This window comes from Persicobacter psychrovividus, assembly GCF_036492425.1.
In the GTDB taxonomy this organism is placed as follows: Bacteria; Bacteroidota; Bacteroidia; order Cytophagales; family Cyclobacteriaceae; genus Persicobacter; species Persicobacter psychrovividus.
The window spans coordinates 2,858,546-2,878,946 of record NZ_AP025292.1; the positions used below are offsets into that span (position 1 = coordinate 2,858,546).

The following is a 20,401-nucleotide window of genomic DNA, read 5'->3' on the forward strand; positions in this document are numbered from 1 at the left end:
TGATGAAAAGACTTACACTCTTCTTGGCGTTGCTAATGCCTGCATGGGCCATCGCTCAAACGCCGTACAGCCCTTATAAAGGACGCAAATTTGAGCAACTTGGCAATGATCTTGCCACACCAAATGTTTACCGAACAGGTTCTGGTGCTCCTGGCCATGCCTATTGGCAGCAACGTGCAAATTATAAAATTGCCGTTACACTGAACGATGACAAGCAGCGCATCGACGGGGAAGAAACGATTCACTACTTTAACCAGTCGCCTGACCCGCTGACCTACCTTTGGCTACAGCTCGATCAGAACGTCAGAAATAAAAATTCCGACACTTATAAGATTGCACCAAGCAAAATCAGACCAAAAATGTCGGATGCCAGCATCCGCAGAATCATTGGGCATGATCTTGATTTAGGGGATCAGATTGTATCGGTTACCGACGCGGAAGGCAACGCTCTTCCTTACACCATCAACAAAACCATGATGCGTGTTGATCTTGCCTCGCCACTGAAACCTGGCGAAGACCTGACCTTCAATGTAAAGTGGGGATATAATGTTCAGGATCGTATTACAATGGGTGGCCGCGCTGGCTATGAGTATTTCCCTGACGAAGATAATTACCTGTACACCATTTGCCAGTGGTTTCCACGAATGTGCGTTTACGATGATGTAAATGGCTGGCAAAACAAACAATTCCTCGGTAATGGGGAGTTTGCCCTTACTTTCGGTGATTATGATGTATCGATCACGGTGCCTTCAGATCATATTGTATCTGCAACGGGTGAACTACAAAACCCGAAAGAGGTATTGAATGATGTGCAATACCAACGTTGGGAAGAAGCCGAGAAATCTGAGAAGCCTATCGAGATTGTTACCTTGAACGAGGTAAAGAAAAAGGCGAAGAAACATGCCAAAGACACCAAAACCTGGGTTTTCAAAGCCAAAAATGTTCGTGATTTCGCCTTCGGAAGTTCTCGTAAATTCATCTGGGATGCACAAGGTGTAAATTTGGATGGTCACCATGTAATGGCCATGTCTTTTTACCCTAAAGAAGCTTACGGCTTGTATCACAAATACTCGACGGCAGTCATCGCCCATACCCTGAGAACTTATTCAAAATACACCATCCCTTACCCTTATCCTGTGGCGCAATCCGTAGAGGCGGCCAATGGAATGGAATACCCAATGATCTGTTTCAACTATGGGCGTACACAAAAGGACGGCACCTATTCTGAACGCACAAAAAATGGCATGATCTCCGTAATTATCCATGAAGTGGGACACAACTACTTCCCGATGATTATTAACTCCGATGAGCGCCAATGGACATGGATGGATGAAGGGCTGAACACCTTCCTGGAGTTTCTTACCGAACAGGAGTGGGACAGCAACTTCCCTTCTACCCGAGGATTCCCTGCCGATATTGTTCCTTATATGAAGGGAAATCCTGACGGCATTGTGCCGATCATGACCAACTCCGAGCAAATCAAGCAATTTGGAAATAACGCCTACGGAAAAGCCGCGACGGCACTGAACATCCTCCGCGAAACCGTGATGGGCAGAGAGCTTTTTGATTTTGCTTTCAAAACCTATGCACAACGATGGGCTTTCAAACACCCACAACCTGAAGATTTCTTCCGCACAATGGAAGATGCCTCGGGCGTTGACCTGGACTGGTTCTGGAAGGGCTGGTTTTATTCAACTGACCATGTGGACATCTCTATCGATAATGTACACTGGTATAAATTCAACACCAAAAACCCAGAGATCGAGAACCCTATCCGTAAGGAAAAGCACAGAAAGTCCCGTCATAATATGACTACTGAGCGCAATAAAAATGTTGCTTCAGAGGTTGATCAGCGTCCTGATTTAAGAGATTTCTACAATTCTTATGACGCCTATAAAACCACCCCTGAGCAGAAAGAAGCCTACCAGACTTTCATGGCGAACCTGAAGCCAGAAAATAAAGCTTTGCTGAAAGAAAACCTGAATTTCTATCAGATCGATTTCAGTAATGTGGGAGGATTGGTGATGCCGATTATCCTGAAATTTGAATTTGCTGATAAAACATTCCAGACAATCCGCATTCCTGCTGAAATTTGGAAGAAAAATGAGGAGCAAGTAAGCAAGGTATTTACCTTCAAAAAAGAGGTAACCAACATTACTTTAGATCCAATGCTTGAAACTGCTGACACGGATATTAAGAACAACTACTTCCCTCGTCAGGCGGTACCAAGCAGATTCGAGATTTATCAAAACTCAAGAGGAGCACGAGGCGCAAGCACAGGTCAGAACCCAATGCAGAAAGCCAAAAAACATAAATAATAGAAGCACTTCGCTTACCAAATAAAAAGGGCACAACTCGTCGAAAGTTGTGCCCTTTTTTTATTCTTTTTTTGTGCCTACTGATTAAAAATCATAGCCAATGGAAATCGACAATCTCGGCTTCCGTTGTTGATAATCCTCCGTTGCCCAGGCTACATCAAATCGAACAAAGTAGCCGAGCATAGAAGTGCGAACACCTGTTCCATAACTATAAAGCCACGGGTTCTTAAAGTTGTTGATCTTCCCTTCGAAAGGCCCTCCATTAACAATATCAGTATTAATATTATTCTCTCTTGCAAAGGCTGATGGGCCCGTCCATGACGACCCAATGTCAAAGAAACCAATAAACTGCAAGTTCCTCAGAAAATTGGAGGAAATGGGCTCTTTGGACAGGTAGCGAATCAGTGGGATTCGTAATTCAGCATTTGCCAGCAAGACATTCGACCCATTGAAAGTGTTATAATTGAACCCCCGCAAGTCAGTAACATATTCAGCAAACAACACATCCGAATTATTAACATCCTGCTTGAAGTATAGCGGATCACCCGACTCGGCGTCCAGTCCAGCATTGTCCGTTCGGTTGAAAAGCCAGTTATTGACCCCACCGAGCAAAAAGCTTTTCGAGCCTGGCCCAAAAAATCGACCATAGTACAGGCGTGTCGCCAACACAATCTCCCGGTGGATTTTAAAGTAATTTCGGAAATCCAAATCCATCTTTCCATAGTTCCTCAGATCACCATATACCGAGCTGTAAGCCTCCACTCCTCCACGGAATCGCATCCCTTCACGCAAGTTTAAGCCCGTGCTTGTGGTATTATCGAAAACATATTCCGCCTTCAGTCCAAGATAAATGTTCTGAGGCTCCGAAGTCGGTACCAGAGGAGGGCTGATCAGGTTATCGGCACTCCGATCCACCCAATAGGTGTGGTTAAGAACAGAAGCCAGCGTAACTCTTGAACTGACACTCAACGGCAATGAAACACTGGCATCAATTTTATTCTGACGATACTGATGATCCGTAAAGTCCTGCGTCATCATGTTCAGCACCCGACGGTCATAGCGCAAGCGATAATCAAGAAAGTGCTTCAGGTATTCATACTCCGCAAAGAAAGAGCCCGACCGGAAATCCGTTGCCATCACAAATCCGCCATAAAAGCGGTGATCTTCGAGCAGGTCGGTCATTTCTGCCTCCATTTGCACACCAAAGCCCATCAGAGGGTCAATTACAAAAGAGGTCAGTAAATTATTCATTCTGAAATAGGTCTCATAATTTTCTGGACCCAACACCTCAGAATCCCGACGCATCAAACGGTATTTCGTCAGGAAGGACTCTCGTTTTTTAGCCACAGGCGGCCCCGCAACATCGAACTCGTAATCGTCAGTATTAATCAAGCCTTGCTCTTCTTCAATATAAGAGGACGTATTCAGTCCCGTGCTGTCCAGTTGATCAGGAGCCGTAAGGGCCTTCGACAGCGAATCCAGCTGAAGGCTGCTTGGGCTGCGCAAAGTTTCATTGAATTTTTCCAGCTCCTGCTCCACCCTGCGCAATGAATCAGCGATAGCCTCCTTTTTGCGCATGATCAATTTATTACGGACCTTTTTAGCATTCAGCAACTGTCTTCTTCCTGTCGCTGGTGTGAAGATACTCTGCCCCAAGGGTGCGTTGGCCTGATAGTAAATAAAGTCCTGATCCCCTTTCTTGGCAATGAAACTAAAATTGTTGTCAGGCCCAATGTCATAATCATGAATACTCACTGCATAATTGGACACCTGCTGATAAAGCTGATTTTCGAGATCATATCGGTAGAGGTTTCGAATCCCTTGCTGATCACTCAAGTAATAAAAGTACCGATCTGAAACAGGCACTGGTTGCATATTCTTTCCAATATTCCGCGTTACCCTGGTCAGCACTTTTCTTGTCGTATCAAGGTTATACAGAAAGATATTATAGCTTTCGGGCATGTTCAACAACTCGCCTTCCTTGACACTCAAAGTATCTGACACCCTGTTGGATGCAAATACAATACTGTTGGTGTTTGGGATAAATCGAGGCTGACGGTCATCGTAAAGGTCTTTGGTGATCATCCGTAGGGAGAATCGTTTCAGCGAAACCAAAAACAAACCATTGCGCCCTTTTCGGTCGCCAGCAATGACCCCTACATTGCTGTCTTTCTTAATATCAAATGCTGTAACATTATTGATCCGGTTCAGTGGGCGCTCCAAAAACGATTTCGAAGACAACGAATACATCTGCAGGTAACTCTGCCCTTTCTTCAGGTAGATAATCCCCAGTTGGTCATCATCTTTCCAGCTGACCAAAGGCAATTGCCCTTTCACCTGCTGATTCACCACTTTGAATCCTGTTTTTAAGATCACCTTCTCTTTGCCTGAAGCGATCTCTCGGATAACGACATTATATTTCCCTGACTTATTGACCGCATAGGCCATCTTACTCCCGTCAGGACTAATCCGGATATTGTCATAAGCTTTCGATTGCCCATTCTTTGAGGTAATGGCCAACTGATCCGCCGGCATCTGATAAGTTCCGACCACATTGGCAGACATATCAGTATAAAAACGTTGCCATTCGGCGATAAATTCTGGGTACGAAATCCCGAGCGTACTTACTATACTGCGCTCCTCGTTTCGGATAATCCTGGTGAGGTTAAGGATATTTGAAAGGTTTGCCTTTCCGTATCGCTCCGCAATAAAGTTCCAAATTGACTGCCCAAGCAATTCAGCCTCCGGGCCGCTATAACTGTTGACCCTCTTAAAGTCTTTGGATAAAATTAATTCCCGAACGAAATCATCCATTTCCACAGACCACCCCTTGGAGATATATGCCGAAGCCCCAGTAACAAACCAGGTGGGCAAATGTAGCAGATACGCGCTTTGGAACATCTCCGCCAATGAGCCGCCAAACATCATATCCTCCACCAATAATTTTCCCACATTATAAAGCAGCGTTTCTCGGTACTCGGTCATGGTGCCAGGCACGGCCATTTCCACATGAGATTTCGTGAAGTTCGTTTGCCCCCCGATTGTATATTGATTGCCATTGAGCCCTACATTACTCTGGCGCAAATCATCTTCGGAGTTATAAAGAAAAATTTTGATTTTGGAATAGGGCGAATAGCCTATGGCATCGGTCATTTTGTCGAATTCCTTTTCAAGATATTCTATGCCGAGTTTAGCCGTTTTCTGGCCCCCTTCATAATAAAAGATATCGAAGTTGTCGGTACTGTAATACTGCCACTTTTTCACCTTGTACTGGATCCTGTTTTTACCGAACTGATCGCGCAATGCCTGCGCATCGGCAGTCAGGTTCAACTGAAAAAATAGAGATGCAAAAAGTGCACAAATTAATAGGCGATGATACATAGGATTTTTTGTAGGTTTACTAAATGCGAGAGAGAACCTATCGATGCTATTGATGAATTCATTCAAATCATAAAAAACAATGAAAACCTACACCTAAAAACATTAAAATCTCATTCTCAGGCCATAATAGTTTCACTCTCAATTGTTTTTTACGAATGAATAATTGTTAACGTTGACCACAACGGCCCACATAAAACAATAAAAAATAAAAAAAGAACAAAAACTACCTATTTAAGCATTTTATCAATATTTCATTGGCCCATACATCTATTTTTAAGATTTGAAATACCTTAAAATACTGACTTCTTCAGAGATAGGCTTTTGATGCAATAAGAGCGACTTTAGCGCTGCCCCAAAATAAGGCGCCAAAGAAACCCCTTTAGACCCCAAACCACCAAAAATATAAATATTTGAATATTCAGGATGCTGACCAACAAACGGGCGACGGTCTTTTGTTGCAGGACGGACCCCCGCCTGATGCTTCACCAACTCAAAGGGTAATTGCCAAAAGGCCGCCAGTTTTTCGGTGATTATCCGTTTGCCTTTTTCCGTGATCGCATTACTCAGGTCTGCGTGGTCATAGGTAGAGCCTGTTTTATATAAACCGTTCCCCATTGGCAACACAAAAACGCCTTTATTATATATTTTTTCCAGTTCACGATCCGATTTAAACATCAAAACTTCCCCGCGTACAGGTCGGAAAGGAAGCCAATTCCAGTACTGACTTTCTGCCACCGATTTCCCTTGTGCGTAAATAATGCCTTTGGCGGTGTACCCCTTATATTTTACGCCTTCGGAACTATGATGCAACTCTTGTTCATCAAACACCTCTTCAAGGTAATCCTCCCCCAAATATGTTCGATAGGCATCCAGTAAAGGATTTAAATCTGCCCAGCCCGACTGCAACATCGAAACACCTCCTATAGGCGCATGAATCCCCTCTTCAGCCACGGCATTCAGATTTTCAATAAAAGGTTCGTAACGGTGATCCGCACTTTTTCCGCTTAAATCATTCTGATCGGCAATTTCAGCATATGGTCGGTAAATCGATATTGGATGAAGAAAATGGGTTTTCGTTGCCGATTCCATCTCCCTGTAAAAAGGCCAAAGGTAAGGAAAGAGCTCCTCGGCCTTCCACGAGAGTACAATTTTCCGCCCTGTCAATGGGTTCAGCAAGCCTCCTGCCACCCGCGACGAACTGTTTTGATCTGTTTTATTGATGACAAGCACACGGCAGCCCTCCGCTTTCAGTTGAAAGCTGAGTACTGTACCTGCGATTCCTTGCCCGATAATAATGTAATCGTAAGATTGCATAGTATATTGTTTGAGATTATGGTTTTTGCCGATTAATGAAGAAATTTAGGGCTAAATATTTAAAAGTTATGCAAATCAAAGTTTTTCCATTCAATGCTTTTTCTGAAAACACCTATATCCTTTATGACGACACCAAAGAGGCCGTCATTATTGATCCGGGTTGCTACACAGAAGAGGAGCAAGAAACCCTTCAAGACTTTATTGAGGCTGAAGGTTTAAAAGTTGTTGCACTGCTGAACACCCACGCGCATGTTGACCACGTTCTGGGCAACGCATTCGTTAAGCGTACTTACGGCGTAAAATTACACCTGCACGCCGACGACTACCCGACGCTGGCATCTGTTGATGAATACGCCGGCATGTGGGGATTCGAAAACTATGAACCCGCTACTGCCGACGAAACCCTCACCGACGGGCAAGAATTCACCTTCGGAGAAACCACTTTAAAAGTACTTTTTGTTCCTGGCCATTGCCCTGGCCATGTGGCTTTTTATCACGACGACAGCCAGCAGGTGATTGGTGGCGACTGCTTATTCCACCGCGGAATTGGCCGTACAGACCTCCCTGGAGGGAACATCATGAAATTGGGCAAATCTTTGCGGGAGAAGTTGTATATGCTTCCCGATGAAACGATCGTGTACCCTGGTCATGGGCTGACCACCACGATTGGCGAAGAAAAAGCCCACAATCCATTTATCAGAAAATAAGATACGTTTTGAAAATTTTCAACATACCCAATACCCTCACCTGTGGTAACCTTACCTCGGGCTGTGTGGGTATTGTCATGGCATTCCACGGCAATTTGCTGTGGGCTGCCGCTTTAATTTGGATAGGCGCCATTTTCGATTTTTTCGATGGCTTCTCTGCCCGCCTGCTAAAACAATTCTCGCCAATTGGTGGTGATTTGGACTCTCTTGCAGATATGGTAACTTTCGGGGTACTGCCATCGGTTATCTACTTTCAGTTGCTCAGCAATATTGAACACCTGCCAAGTTACCTGCCCTACCTGGCCTTTATTATGGCGGCATTCTCTGCATTGCGCCTGGCAAAATTCAATGTCGATGATCGGCAAACCACATCATTCGTTGGACTGCCAACACCTGCCAACGCAATATTCGTCAGCGCTTTACCTTTTATACTCTCTGATAATATCCTGAATGCGCAAAATTGGCTCTTAAATCCTTATTTGCTATTGATTTTGGTGGTTATTTTCTCTTTCTTATTGATTGCTGAAATTCCAATGTTTGCCCTCAAGTTCAAAACTTACGGATGGAAAGGCAATGAGATAATTTACAGCTTCCTGCTGATTTCCGCCATTGCCATTGTGGCACTGAAAGTTGCCAGTATTCCATTTATCATTTTATTGTATATTCTAATTTCAGTGATTAGAGCTGTTGGCAAGCCCAAGCAAGCTTAACAACACCCCTACTTCATATGTACACCAGCATGGATCAAAAACTTCAACATATTCCGTTCCTTACTTTTTTCATTGCCCTGATCATGGTCATTATGGGAACCTCCACTGCTTTTGCCGAGGGCGTTTCACAGCTTTCCACAGGAAAGTGGGTGAAGCTTAAGGTAACGCGGAATGGGGTATATAAAGTAGATCGGAATATGTTGGCTTCCATGGGTTTTGATGTCGATCAGCTCGACCCGCGAAAACTGGCCGTTTACGGAAAACCTGGTGGCATGCTTCCTCAGCCCAACGACCAAAACCAAATTGACCAACTTGCTGAAATGGCTATTGAGGTTACGGGCGAGGAAGATGGCCGATTTGACAACACCGACCTGTTACTGTTTTATGCTGAAGGTCCCGATCGCATATATTACGATGATGCCTCAGATTTTATCAGTACCGAAAAAAACCTTTACAGCCGTGACGCTTATGTGTTCCTGACCCTGAAAGCGGAAACAGGCAAAAGGCTCTCCACTTCCGAAGACCAACAGACTGGAACGATTTTCAATACCTTTACGGAAGTAATCGCCCATGAAGAAGAAACCTATAACCTGCTGGGAGAATCTGGCAGAATGTGGTTTGGTGAACGCTTCGCCGAGCAAGGAAGCAAAACCCTGGATTTTAACGTCGCTGGCCTCTCCTCTGACGGTACACTAAGTGTAGAGCTGCGGACCTTAAACACCACCTTTGGCAGCTCCGATTTTAATGTTGCTGTAAATGGCAATGCCCTGGGCACACTAAAAGTAGATGGAATTTCTGATGCTTCATACAGCGATAAAGGCATTTTGGGGCAGGGCTATTTTTCGGCACCCTCCGTACTGGTGGTCGATCCAAACTCACAGGCACTCAATTTCACCATTACATTGAGCTCCTCCAACCAGCCTAACCGCTACTATGGCTACCTCGATGCACTCGGCATTAATGTAGAAAGAAAACTTCAGCTTTATGATGGCATGACGGTCTTTAGCCAAAAAAGAGCCGTCGGTCAGGAATTTCAGCAATACCAAGTGGCCAATGCCAACAGCAACACACAGGTTTGGAACGTTACCGATTTCCAAAACGCCAGCAATCAAAATGCTCGCCTGAGTGGGGCAACTCTTACTTTCGGAACAAATGGCACGGCTTGGCAACAATTTGTGGCTTTCAACCCTTCGGAGAGCCTCACACCCGAATTTATCGAGGATTTACCTGCCTCCGATCTACGTTCACAAACCAATGTCGATCTGATCATTATCAGCCCTGCTGAATTTATGAGCGCGGCAACAGAACTCGCCAAACACCGCACAGCCCAAGGGCTTTCGGTACAGGTTGCCGACCTCGCCAACATCTACAATGAGTTCTCCTTCGGAGCCCAGGATATATCAGCAATCCGGAATTACGCCCGATATGTTTATGAAAAAGGAAACCATCAGTTAAAATATTTACTGCTCTTCGGCGATTGCTCTTTTGATTATTTAGACCGATCGTCCAAAGACACCAATTTCGTTCCCGTTTACGAGTCCCGAAACTCCACTCACCCGATTTACTCTCATAGCTCGGATGATTACTTCGGCTTTCTTGAAGCCAATGAGGGAGCGTGGGAAGAAAACAGAAGTGGCGATCATACCCTTGAGATCGGTATTGGCCGACTGCCTGTGCAAACACTCGAGGAAGCCAATATCCTGGTGCAGAAACTTAAAAACTACGATCAATCCCCAATGGGTGACTGGAAATCTAAGGTGATTTATGTGGCCGACGACGGCGACAACAACCTGCATCAAAAGCAAGCCAATGAAATCGCTCAGCTGGTTCATCAGGAAGCCCCTGCCTTCTGCCCTGAAAAAATATTCCTTGATGCACATATCCGTGACAGTGGAAACAGAGGCCGATCTGCTGCTACAGAGAAAGCCATTCAGAAGGCTTTTCATGATGGTGCATTTCTGATCAGCTATCAGGGCCACGGGAGTTTTGACCAATGGGCCAACGAGAATATCTTTACCATTCCTCATATTTATGAGCTGAACAATAGCGAACATCTGCCAATTGTAATCACGGCAACCTGTGATTTTGGTGTTTACGATCACCCCAATATTGAAAGCGGGGCGGAATTATTGCTCAAAAGGGCTGAAGGTGGCGCTATTGCGATGGTGACCACCACCAGGAAGGTCTTCGCCTCTACCAACCAAAAACTGAATATTGCCTTTACGCATGCGCTTTTTCAGCGCCAGCAGGATGGCAGCCGTCCGCGCCTCGGGGATGTGATCCGAATGACAAAAAATAACGCCCTCGAAGGGGCAGTCAATCGAAATTTTGCACTTCTCGGCGATCCGTCCATGCCTTTGGGTACAGCGAAGCAGGAGGTTCAATTCAATACCATCAATGGTCAAAGCATTGATCAATTACCAAATATTGCGGCATTGGACCATGTACATATCGAGGGGCAGGTAAATAAAGCTGATGGGGTGATTAATCCTCAGTTTAGTGGTATCGTTAATGTGAAATTGTTTGACAAAGCATTGCAGGAAGAAACCCTGGGCTTTCGTGACCCAAAAATGATTTATGATGTTTATGAAAACAGCCTTTTTAATGGGCAGGCTACTGTTAAGAATGGTTTATTTTCGGTGGACTTTGTGGTCCCAAAAAATATCATCTATAAAAAAGACCTGGGAATTTTACAGGCTTATGCCTATGACAATACCGATCAGCAAGATGCCCTCGGAGGCACTAACCACCTGACTATCGGTGGAACTTCCGACCAGCCTGCCGTAGCCGAAAGGAAACCAGAAATCAATTTATTTATCAACGATACCCTATTTGCCGAAGGCGGCATGACTCCTCAGGATTTCAGCCTGATCGGCCAACTGAAATCATCGGTAGGCATACAGATTTCCCCGAACAATATCGGGCAAAACCCTACCGCCAAACTGGATGATCAAGCGCCTGAGCCATTAAATAAATTTATCCGCTCTGCCGTGGATGATTACACCACTGCCTGGATCGATTACCCCTTTGAAGGATTGCAGGAAGGACCGCATCAAATTACGGTAAAGGCTTATGATAATACGAATCAAATGGCCGAAGGGACACTCCATTTTATGGTCACACAACAGGGGCAACTGATATTAAAAAACCTGATCAACTATCCAAATCCATTCAAAACAGCGACCACCTTTCGCTTTGAGCACAATGCTATTGGGGCTCCGCTTGATGTTACCGTGACCATCTACAACCAACAGGGCCAACGTGTTAGTCAAATATTTAAGAGCTTTGATCACGCATCCTCAACAGTTGAGCTTGAGCAGTGGAACCCGACCAACACTAATGTTGTCTTAACAACAGGAATGTACCTGTTTAAACTTCAGGTGGTAAATCATGACAATGGCGCTAAGGCTGAAAACTTCAACAGATTTATTTATATACCATAAAATTAGTTATCTTGTGGATTATAGATTGCTGTTTCAAAAATAATTCTTTGACAACCTATTGAATTTTTCAATGAAAAAATACTGTTCAATATATCTCTTTTTTTTAGCACTGATCATTAGCCCTTTATGCGCTGATGCACAAAATATCGGTGGCGGTGGTGGCTCCAACACATCAGGTCAGGAAGGCGGTGGTGTGATTAATACAGCGATGCCATTTTTAATTATCTCACCAGATGCCCGATCGGCAGCCCTCGGTGATATGGGTGCTGCAACATCAGCTGATGGTGCTTCTGCCTTCTGGAACCCCGGAAAGTTTGCCTTTATCGATCAGGATTTTGCAGCCTCTTTGTCCTACACTCCTTGGCTTGGTAAAATCACCAATGATATGTCCATCTCTTATTTGAGTGGATTCAAAAAAATTACCCGTGAGCAACTGATCTCTTTTTCCCTGACTTATTTTAATATGGGATCGATAGATTTTGTTGATGACAACGGAAACCAGAACCTTCCTCAGGGGCGCCCAAGAGATTATAACATTCAAGTGGGCTACTCTCGAATGCTGACCCAGAGTTCTGGTATTGGAGTCAATTTACGCTATGTACGTTCCAACCTCGGGGCAACGCCAGTAAATGGCGATATTCAGCCTGCACAAACGGTGGCAGCCGACGTGGGTTATTACTACAAGAAAAAATTCAAAAAGAGCCTGAAGAAAAGTGATATTGCCTTCGGAGCCGTGATCAGTAATGTTGGGGCCAAGGTAACTTACCTTGGGGAAGATCAGGAACAATTCATTCCTACCAACTTGCGCCTTGGTTCTGTTTACTCTTTCAGCCTCGATCCTTACAACCGCCTAAGCTTCGGCTTAGAGTTCAACAAATTGTTGGTACCGACACCTCAGCGTGATTCTACTGGCATTGCGATCATCAGTGATAAAAATGTGGTGAGTGGGATTTTCTCTTCATTCACTGACGCGCCAGGTGGCTTTGGTGAAGAAATCTCAGAAATCAAAGTACAGGCAAGTATGGAGTACTGGTACCGCGAAATGTTCGCTGCCCGCCTTGGTTATCAGTATGAAGACCCAAGCAAAGGTAACCGTACTTACATGACATTGGGTGTTGGCTTTTACTACAATGTATTCGGCCTGGATGCAGCCTACCTTGTGCCATTCACCCGCGAAAATCCATTGGCTGAAACACTGAGATTTACGCTCAGTTTTGAGTTCAATAAAAATGACAATTCTAATTCCATCAGGGATTAATTCTTCGGAAAAACTATAAAAGGGACGGTGAAAGGATTTTCATCGTCCTTTCTTTATTTTAGCATTTATGATCGACAGAAGCATAGCTCCAAAGTTTGAGCGAATCAATAAGTTTAATATTCAAAAAGTTACGCCTTTCAAGCTGACTAATGGCAGAAAGTTGCACTACCTACGCTCGGATGCGCAACCAGTCGTTAAAATTGAATTGTTATTTAAAACAGGGCACATCCATGAATCCAAAACAGGAATGTGCTCTTTTGCCTTTAAAATGCTCTCTGAAGGAGTTGACGGCCTTTCAGGTAAAGAAATTGCTGAATTTATTGAGCACCATGGCGCACAGATAGACGTCAGCCCAGGAACAGACTATTCTTCGGTCGCCATTTACTGCCTGCGCCAGCATACCGAAGCCTTGCTGCCTATTTTGCACAAGATTGTCAACTTCCCTACCTTCCCCGAACAGGAACTTGAAACCGCCAAAACACAGCGCAAGCAAAGCATTATGGTGAATTTGGAAAAGAATTCATTCATTGCTTCACGTGCTTTCAGAAATGCCCTTTTTGGGGTTGATCACCCTTATGGTAAAGTTTGGGCTTTGGAGGATATTGATGCGGTAACGACAACCGACTGCCGCGATTTCTTCAATGACCATATCCGTAATAAATTTGAGGTGTTACTCTGTGGTGATGTTGATGATCAGTTGATCGCTCAGATAGATGAATTATTTGGGCAGGAGCGCCTGAGCAATAAAAATGAAAGCACCCAGCTGCCGCCTATCGTCAGTGCTACTTCGCCTGTGCATGTTCAGAAAGCAGACAGTTTGCAATCAGCAATACGTATTGGTCGTCCGATATTCACAAAAAAGCATGAAGATTACGCCGCACTGAGCATTATCAATGAAATTCTTGGAGGCTACTTTGGGTCAAGACTGATGAAAAACATCCGTGAAGACAAAGGCTACACCTACGGCATTCATTCAAGTCTTTATTCTTTTCAGTCACATGGTTATTGGGCGATTGGCGCTGAAGTGAATGGGGAAAACACCAAAGAAGCCGTTATTGAGATTCATAAGGAAGTTCAAAAGCTAATTGACGAGCCCGTTCCTGCGGAGGAACTTGAGATTGTTCAGAATTATATTTTGGGTCAATACTTATCGTCTGTCAATACGCCTTTTGCCCTATTGGAGAAATTCAAATCCGTTTATTTATTTGGGCAGGGATATGAGTATTACGATCAGTACCTTGATGTCCTTAATGCCGTAACCCCTGCATCATTGCAAAAGATTGCCGCACAATATTGGCAGAAGGACGACCTCATTGAAATTGTTGTTGGAAAAATCGACTGATCATTCCGCCGAAAAAATGAGAAATAAAAAAAGCGAGCTTCCTAAAGCTCGCTTTTGTATTTTATAGAAAGTATTTCAACTTAATCAATTCTTTTTCTGAAATGTATCGCCACTTTCCACGCGGAAGGTCTTTCTTATCTAAACCTGCATAAACAACACGATCGAGCTTCACCACCTCATAGCCTAAATGCTCAAAGGTACGACGAACGATACGGTTTCTACCCAAGTGGATTTCAATTCCCAAAGTGGTGGCATCTGCACTTAAAAGCGCCAAATCATCCACAGGAACAGGACCGTCTTCCAACTCTACGGTATTAAGTACTTTATCAAAATCTTCAGGCGTGATCGGCTTGTCAAGCGTAACCTGATAAACTTTTTTAATGTCATTTGATGGGTGTGCCAACTTTTCTGCCAACTCACCATCATTGGTCATCAACAATAAACCTGTCGTTTGACGATCAAGTCGCCCTACAGGATAGATACGCTCCGTAGCGGCTTTTTTCACCAACTCCATCACCGTGCGTCGGTTCTGAGGGTCATCAGTAGTGGTCAGAAAATCTTTTGGCTTGTTCAGAAGAACATACACCAACTTCTCTCTGCTCAGCAATTTCCCTAACCAGGTTACCTTATCTCTGAAGGCCACCTTATACCCCATTTCCTTCACCACTTGTCCGTTCACAGAAATTTGGCCTTCGGCAATCAGTGTATCAGCTTCGCGTCGGCTACAAACACCCGCATTGGCAATAAACTTGTTTAGGCGGATTTCATGAGCCACAGGAGTTTCTGTTACTTTCGCTTTCTTTTTAGCGATCTCCTTCATTTTCTGAAAATTATAATTAGGCGTTTTGGCCTTTTCCACCTGTTCTTGGCGGGCATGATAATTTTCTTTTACAGATCGTTTTTTACTTCCTCTTTCTGTTTTAGAAGGCACCTCTTTTTGGTCAGTACTATGTCCTCGACGATCTTCCGACGATTTAAATTTGTCTGAATGATTCTTTTTTCCGCGGAATGAAGATGATTTCTTAAACCCTCCTCCTCCTTTTTGGGATCCGATTGATCCTCCTTTTGAATTACTACGTCTTGGTTTTGTCATAACTGCTTCCTTCCGGGGCACACAAATAAATAAAATAAACCGCGAATTTACGGAAAATCAATTAATCATCCCCAATTTCGCCTATGATATTCTCTTCTTTCTTGAAATCTGTCGGGCTTGGGAGCTCTTTTAAGGAATTGATTCCGAAGTACTCCATAAACTGCGACGTAGTACCATATAGCAAAGGTCGTCCCAAACTCTCCGACTTGCCCTTTATCTCGACCAATTCTTTCTCCAACAGCTTCTGAATAGCATAATCACAGCTCACTCCACGGATCTGCTCGAGTTGCCCTTTGGTAACGGGCTGTTTATAAGCCACTATCGAAAGGGTTTCCATGGCAGAAGTGGAGAGTTTCTTCTTGGATTTCTGCTGCAAAAGCTTTGTCACTACAGGCTGATAAGCGGGCAAGGTCATGAACTGATAGCCCCCTGAGGATTTGTAAACAGAAAAGGCGAAGTCCCCTTGATTATATTTTTCAATCAACAGGTCTACCGCCTTTTCAATATCATTCAGCGCAATTTCTGTCCCCATTTGATCTGATAAGCATTTGGCCATTTGGCGAATACTGACAGGCTCGTCGGCACAAAAAATCAACGCCTCTACGTAAGTCGTTAATAGTTTCAATGAATCTACGCTCTTTTTAATTTCGCTTCAATGGTTTGTGTGGTGTGTGGCACTGCTCTTAATCGATCCTTAGGAATAAGCTTTCCTGTGGAAGTACACACACCATATGTACCATTTTTAATGCGAATTAACGCTTTGTTCAGGTTATTTAAAAACTTTTGCTGACGAACCGCCAGTTCTTGCAAGTTTTCTTTCTCCTGCACGTCAGCAGAATCTTCCAAAGGTTTGATGTTACCGATGGAGTTTTCAGTGCCAGCATGATTTGCCTTACCAAGGGTCTCTTTGATGAAATTTAACTCATTCTGAGCGCGATTGATTTTCTTAAGAATCAGAGTTTCAAACTCCTGTAAATCTTCTTTAGAATACCTTAATTCCGAGTTACTCTGTACATTTGCCATATCAGATAACATTAAAGGGGTAAATTTTTATATAAGCCTAAAAAGTTTTACAAAAATAGAAATTAGATCTTTAACATTCCTATTAAATTATAAAATTTCTATTATTATTTTTACTTTAAGCATAAATTAAAGAATCTATCTTTCACCTACACTCTCCGTTTGTCTATAACTTTAAGAACGCACAACGGCTACTTTAGATTGTATATTGATCAAGAATTTTCGCTGTTAATGTGTTGCATTGTCCGATTCCCGCCATTTGATTACTAATTTCATTTTTCAAATATCCGACCTAAAACTAATCAATATTTAAAATCAAATTAAAACAAAGCCCTGCATTGCTGTAACGGTTTGGGCTTCATTTGTTAAGATCACCTATTAATGGTGGATCACCGAAATTTTATCTTTTTCAACATATCGTTCATTCTGTTGGTTCACAATCGAAACCCAAAAGAGGTAGTGCCCCTGATCCACCAACACCGATTCATTATTAAGCCCTGACCAGCTGTAAGTGGCTTTATTACTGATCAGTTCGTGCTCAGCGATCGTCCTGACGAGCTGCCCAAAAAAATCGTAAACCTTGATGGTCAGCAACCAATTTTCCCCTTGGGTATCAACGACCCAATTGGCAGCATCCTGGTTTCCTCCTCCAACATGCAGCACATTTGATGATAAACCGAACTGATGTACCAAATTTGCCCCATCCGCATAATGATCCCATGTCGGTGTTGCAAAATTTTGATTTTCACTGACCGACCGCCAACCTGAGGCCTCCGTTCCTGCAGCCTCTATCCGCTCGAGTGCCACACCCTCTTTATTGTTCAGCAGGGCATGATGGTACTGATGACTGTAGGCTACCTGATCTAAAATAACAGTATCAGCCCGCCCCAGGCTGAAATCCCCTTTATCGTCTGCCAATGGTGGCATCGACATCTCATAAACAAGGGCTTCCTGCGCTTCTGGATGCGTTTGCAGCAGTTGATAGCGGTCAGCTGTCAATACCACCAGCCCATTGGCGGGCAAGAGTTTAAGCTCGTCGGGAAAACGAAAAACATCCTCCTGACGCCATAACTGAAGTCCTTTTATATCCAGCGAAAAGGCTGATTTGTTCTTCAGTTCAATAAAATCCACCCCACCACTAACAGGATTGAAGAGCAATTCATTCACCCACAGCGCCCCCGCAACGGGCGTACGGGCGGTTTCAAAAAAGTAAGAAACAGGCTTCCTATTTCCGATACAGTCGGTCAGCGCATCGATGATTAACCGATAGTGTCGGCCTTCTTCGAGCGGTTGCTTCAAAACAGCCTGATAACTTTGGCCATGAAACTGTTCCGAAATCACCTCCACAGCCTGATCCAACTCCCAGGAAAATGATGCTACAGGTTCATCAAAATCCATTTCAATAATATTCCCTTTCGCATAGACCTGTATCAAATTTGGTGCAGTATCGTCAAGTGTACGGTCTGAAATACTATTCGCTGAAGCGGGTGTTCCCCCATAAACAGCACTCCTGCGCCAATTCCCCGCCTGTTTACATGGATACCGAAGCTGACTCATCTCCAAACTGTACCCTTTTTGCTCCAAACCTTCAAACCAATCCCCTTGATACTCCAACTGATGAATCACCTGCTCCCCAAGGCTAATCTTCAGCTGATCCTGTTCGTTATTCAAACTGACCCCTTCTAAATCATTTATGGCAAAAAAAGCATGGGGACTCAGCCAAACTCTTGGCAGGTCTACCCCTGAATTGGTGTCTGAAAGTCGGAAAAACCACAAGGGTATGACTTTATCCGTCGTATTGTAAATTTCAACAAATTCTTCTTGCCCCGCATCAGGCTGAGGCAATACTTCCGTCATGATCAAATCAAATTCCTGAAAATAAAGCGCAGGGGGCAAGCTCAACATCATTGACTCGATCCTGTTTCCCGATAAATCTTCGAGGGACGAAAGTGTGATATCAAGGCTGTCTGCGTCCTCACTATATGGTTCAAGATGAACAAACAGGGTACGATCAGTCCATTCTGCATCCAAAAGCGTACAATTGGAGATTTTCACCATTTGATCACTGACAGGATTGTCTGCCATCGTTTCTGTAAACTGAAATGCTATTGTTCGGGCATCCTCCCACCACAGGGAATCCAGGGCAGGGGGCTGAAGATCAGTAAAAAGGTGGGTTTGGAAATCGGGTAGGGGGAAACCATCTGCGGCATACATTTCAGTAAAAGTGAGCTTCAGGGTATCAGCACGCTGCAAAGCTGACGGCAACAGCAGGTCCAGCTTATCCTGCGCTTCATTCCATATTTCTAACAGAGGCAATTGATCATTGACCGAATATTGTCCCTTTTTGTGTACAGCCTGCGAAAAAAACACAGAAATCACGCCATTTTCAGGTCTGATCACCGTATCGATCCCCGATTTGTACTCAAAATGATACATCGGGTCGGTATTGCTCTGAATCTGCACCATTTCACCATTCGACCACGGCTGTTCATTCACCAGCCAAAAACCTCCTCCCGAAGGGGCTACGACTAGCTCAAAAGGGCTAAAATCGGACGGTGGCAGGCCATCAAAATAAATGCGGTGGGCATCTGTAAAATAGCCACCTGTAAATTCAGGGTTTTGGCGATAAACAGTCTGAATTGATGTGTTTCCTGCATTATCGGCAACCTGATAAATCAGCTTTTCATTTGTAAACGCAGTGGCCACAACATTGCGGTGCACACTGAAAATCTGATTCGTCGCCGATACTATATTGGCCTGTGTAATCGCCTCGCTGAACACCAAATGAACCGAATCTTTATTCATATAATTAACACCAAGCAATTGCGGAGGAATGGGGTCGTAACTGAAATTAGTGGTCGATTTTGACATCTTATTTCCCTGTAAATCCAGCAAATTCTGAATTACGAGCGCGTAAAGCTCTTCGGCAGGAATAGGATTTTTGGTGTGTAAATAAACTTTTGTCAAACGCTCCACCTCCACCACATCAATAGAGTGCCCCTCAATCTGATAATTCCCTAAATCCGACAGGCTGGCAAGATCAATTGCCTCTGAAAAAATCACCGCTAAACTGTTGTGCGAATACACGGTCACCTTACTCACTTTAGGGCGTTTGGTGTCTTTTGTAAGTTCAAAAAATGACAGGTCAAGGGTATCCTTCCCCATGGCCACCCGAATCGGAAGTGAAAACGGTTTGTTATTACTAATATCCTCTTCGAATAAAAATAAAATACCCGCTGGTGTGGGCATGGCCGAGAAATCATTTTCAGCTTCGATAAAGCGAAGTCCCTCAATCCCCCACCTTACTGTCGCCATATTATCAGCGGGAAAACCGACATTATTAATCATCGGCGCGACCTTTACATCAGTAGCGGAAAAGGTGAACCCATCCGCAAAAATGATTTCCCCTGACCAGCTTATCAAATCATCTGTATCCTGATAAGCATACACTTTTCCTCCGACAGGTATGAGTTCAAAAACAATGCTTTCAACTGATACCTGAACAGGGCTTTGCGCTGGTTCCCGTTCAAAATTTAGTAGAACCCAATCATTCAGGATGTAAATATTAAATGACATTACATCTTCACCCGACTGTTGATGCACTTCTTTAGCCTCCAAAAATGACATCGACTTTCGTTGTCCCTTTTCCACATCGGAAGCAAATACCTTCTCGCCATCATTTCCACCTACCGAAGGTGCATTTATGTTTTCTTCAGAAAACGGTACTTCCGCCAAGCCACAATGCTGGTTTGCCACCCCCGACAAGGGTTTCGAAAACATAAATATAACAAGCATTGTTATTATTGTTGGACTCC

General features: G+C 44.0%; 12 protein-coding genes. 6 read left to right on the plus strand and 6 right to left on the minus strand.

What is annotated here, in order from left to right:
• Positions 1–2: 2 nt before the first annotated feature.
• A complete protein-coding gene (locus AABK40_RS12265; RefSeq protein ID WP_421953306.1) occupies positions 3–2,318 on the plus strand; it encodes a M1 family metallopeptidase in 2,316 nt (771 codons plus the stop codon).
• Positions 2,319–2,402: 84 nt separating this feature from the next.
• Here AABK40_RS12265 and AABK40_RS12270 read toward each other — a convergent pair whose 3' ends face one another.
• Together AABK40_RS12270 and AABK40_RS12275 are read right to left on the minus strand one after the other, a co-directional pair.
• Entirely contained in the window at positions 2,403–5,699 is a 3,297-nt protein-coding gene (locus AABK40_RS12270) for a translocation protein TolB (protein WP_338397178.1), read from the minus strand.
• Between the two features lie 273 nt (positions 5,700–5,972).
• Positions 5,973–7,013 (minus strand): NAD(P)/FAD-dependent oxidoreductase, encoded by a 1,041-nt coding sequence (locus tag AABK40_RS12275; RefSeq protein ID WP_332921378.1) that lies wholly within the window; start codon positions 7,011–7,013, stop codon positions 5,973–5,975.
• A 68-nt stretch (positions 7,014–7,081) separates the two neighbouring features.
• Here AABK40_RS12275 and AABK40_RS12280 point away from each other — a divergent pair, with 68 nt between their 5' ends.
• The 5 genes from AABK40_RS12280 to AABK40_RS12300 all read left to right on the plus strand — a co-directional run bounded on the left by AABK40_RS12280 (position 7,082) and on the right by AABK40_RS12300 (position 14,473).
• Complete coding sequence (locus tag AABK40_RS12280) at positions 7,082–7,720, plus strand: MBL fold metallo-hydrolase (RefSeq protein WP_332921379.1); 639 nt, start codon at positions 7,082–7,084, stop codon at positions 7,718–7,720.
• Between the two features lie 8 nt (positions 7,721–7,728).
• Entirely contained in the window at positions 7,729–8,430 is a 702-nt protein-coding gene (gene pssA, locus AABK40_RS12285) for a CDP-diacylglycerol--serine O-phosphatidyltransferase (protein WP_332921380.1), read from the plus strand.
• 29 nt (positions 8,431–8,459) lie between these two features.
• Positions 8,460–11,873, plus strand: coding sequence for a type IX secretion system sortase PorU (porU, locus tag AABK40_RS12290; RefSeq protein ID WP_338397179.1), 3,414 nt, complete (start codon positions 8,460–8,462; stop codon positions 11,871–11,873).
• Between the two features lie 70 nt (positions 11,874–11,943).
• Positions 11,944–13,131: a type IX secretion system outer membrane channel protein PorV gene (gene porV, locus AABK40_RS12295; RefSeq protein WP_332921382.1), complete on the plus strand. Its 1,188-nt coding sequence runs from the start codon at positions 11,944–11,946 to the stop codon at positions 13,129–13,131.
• 67 nt (positions 13,132–13,198) lie between these two features.
• On the plus strand, positions 13,199–14,473 hold the full coding sequence (locus AABK40_RS12300; protein ID WP_332921383.1) for a M16 family metallopeptidase: 1,275 nt from the start codon (positions 13,199–13,201) through the stop codon (positions 14,471–14,473).
• A gap of 61 nt (positions 14,474–14,534) precedes the next feature.
• Here AABK40_RS12300 and AABK40_RS12305 read toward each other — a convergent pair whose 3' ends face one another.
• From AABK40_RS12305 to AABK40_RS12320, 4 genes are all read right to left on the minus strand, one after another.
• On the minus strand, positions 14,535–15,566 hold the full coding sequence (locus tag AABK40_RS12305) for a pseudouridine synthase (RefSeq protein ID WP_332921384.1): 1,032 nt from the start codon (positions 15,564–15,566) through the stop codon (positions 14,535–14,537).
• Between the two features lie 61 nt (positions 15,567–15,627).
• A complete protein-coding gene (scpB, locus tag AABK40_RS12310) occupies positions 15,628–16,191 on the minus strand; it encodes an SMC-Scp complex subunit ScpB (protein WP_332921385.1) in 564 nt (187 codons plus the stop codon).
• 5 nt (positions 16,192–16,196) lie between these two features.
• The gene (locus AABK40_RS12315; RefSeq protein ID WP_332921386.1) at positions 16,197–16,589 is read right to left on the minus strand and encodes a TraR/DksA family transcriptional regulator; all 393 of its coding nucleotides are present in this window, start codon (positions 16,587–16,589) and stop codon (positions 16,197–16,199) included.
• A gap of 375 nt (positions 16,590–16,964) precedes the next feature.
• Positions 16,965–20,381 carry a lamin tail domain-containing protein gene (locus AABK40_RS12320; protein ID WP_338397180.1) on the minus strand — a complete coding sequence of 1,139 codons (3,417 nt, stop codon included), beginning with the start codon at positions 20,379–20,381 and terminating at the stop codon, positions 16,965–16,967.
• Positions 20,382–20,401 lie beyond the last annotated feature (20 nt).

Bases quoted from the DNA above. Each gene is read 5' to 3' on its own strand.
- AABK40_RS12265 (WP_421953306.1), top strand. From the start codon at position 3: ATGAAAAGACTTACACTCTTCTTGGCGTTGCTAATGCCTGCATGGGCC.
- AABK40_RS12270 (WP_338397178.1), bottom strand. From the start codon at position 5,699: ATGTATCATCGCCTATTAATTTGTGCACTTTTTGCATCTCTATTTTTT.
- AABK40_RS12275 (WP_332921378.1), bottom strand. From the start codon at position 7,013: ATGCAATCTTACGATTACATTATTATCGGGCAAGGAATCGCAGGTACA.
- AABK40_RS12280 (WP_332921379.1), top strand. From the start codon at position 7,082: ATGCAAATCAAAGTTTTTCCATTCAATGCTTTTTCTGAAAACACCTAT.
- porU (WP_338397179.1), top strand. From the start codon at position 8,460: ATGGATCAAAAACTTCAACATATTCCGTTCCTTACTTTTTTCATTGCC.
- porV (WP_332921382.1), top strand. From the start codon at position 11,944: ATGAAAAAATACTGTTCAATATATCTCTTTTTTTTAGCACTGATCATT.
- AABK40_RS12300 (WP_332921383.1), top strand. From the start codon at position 13,199: ATGATCGACAGAAGCATAGCTCCAAAGTTTGAGCGAATCAATAAGTTT.
- AABK40_RS12305 (WP_332921384.1), bottom strand. From the start codon at position 15,566: ATGACAAAACCAAGACGTAGTAATTCAAAAGGAGGATCAATCGGATCC.
- AABK40_RS12315 (WP_332921386.1), bottom strand. From the start codon at position 16,589: ATGGCAAATGTACAGAGTAACTCGGAATTAAGGTATTCTAAAGAAGAT.
- AABK40_RS12320 (WP_338397180.1), bottom strand. From the start codon at position 20,381: ATGCTTGTTATATTTATGTTTTCGAAACCCTTGTCGGGGGTGGCAAAC.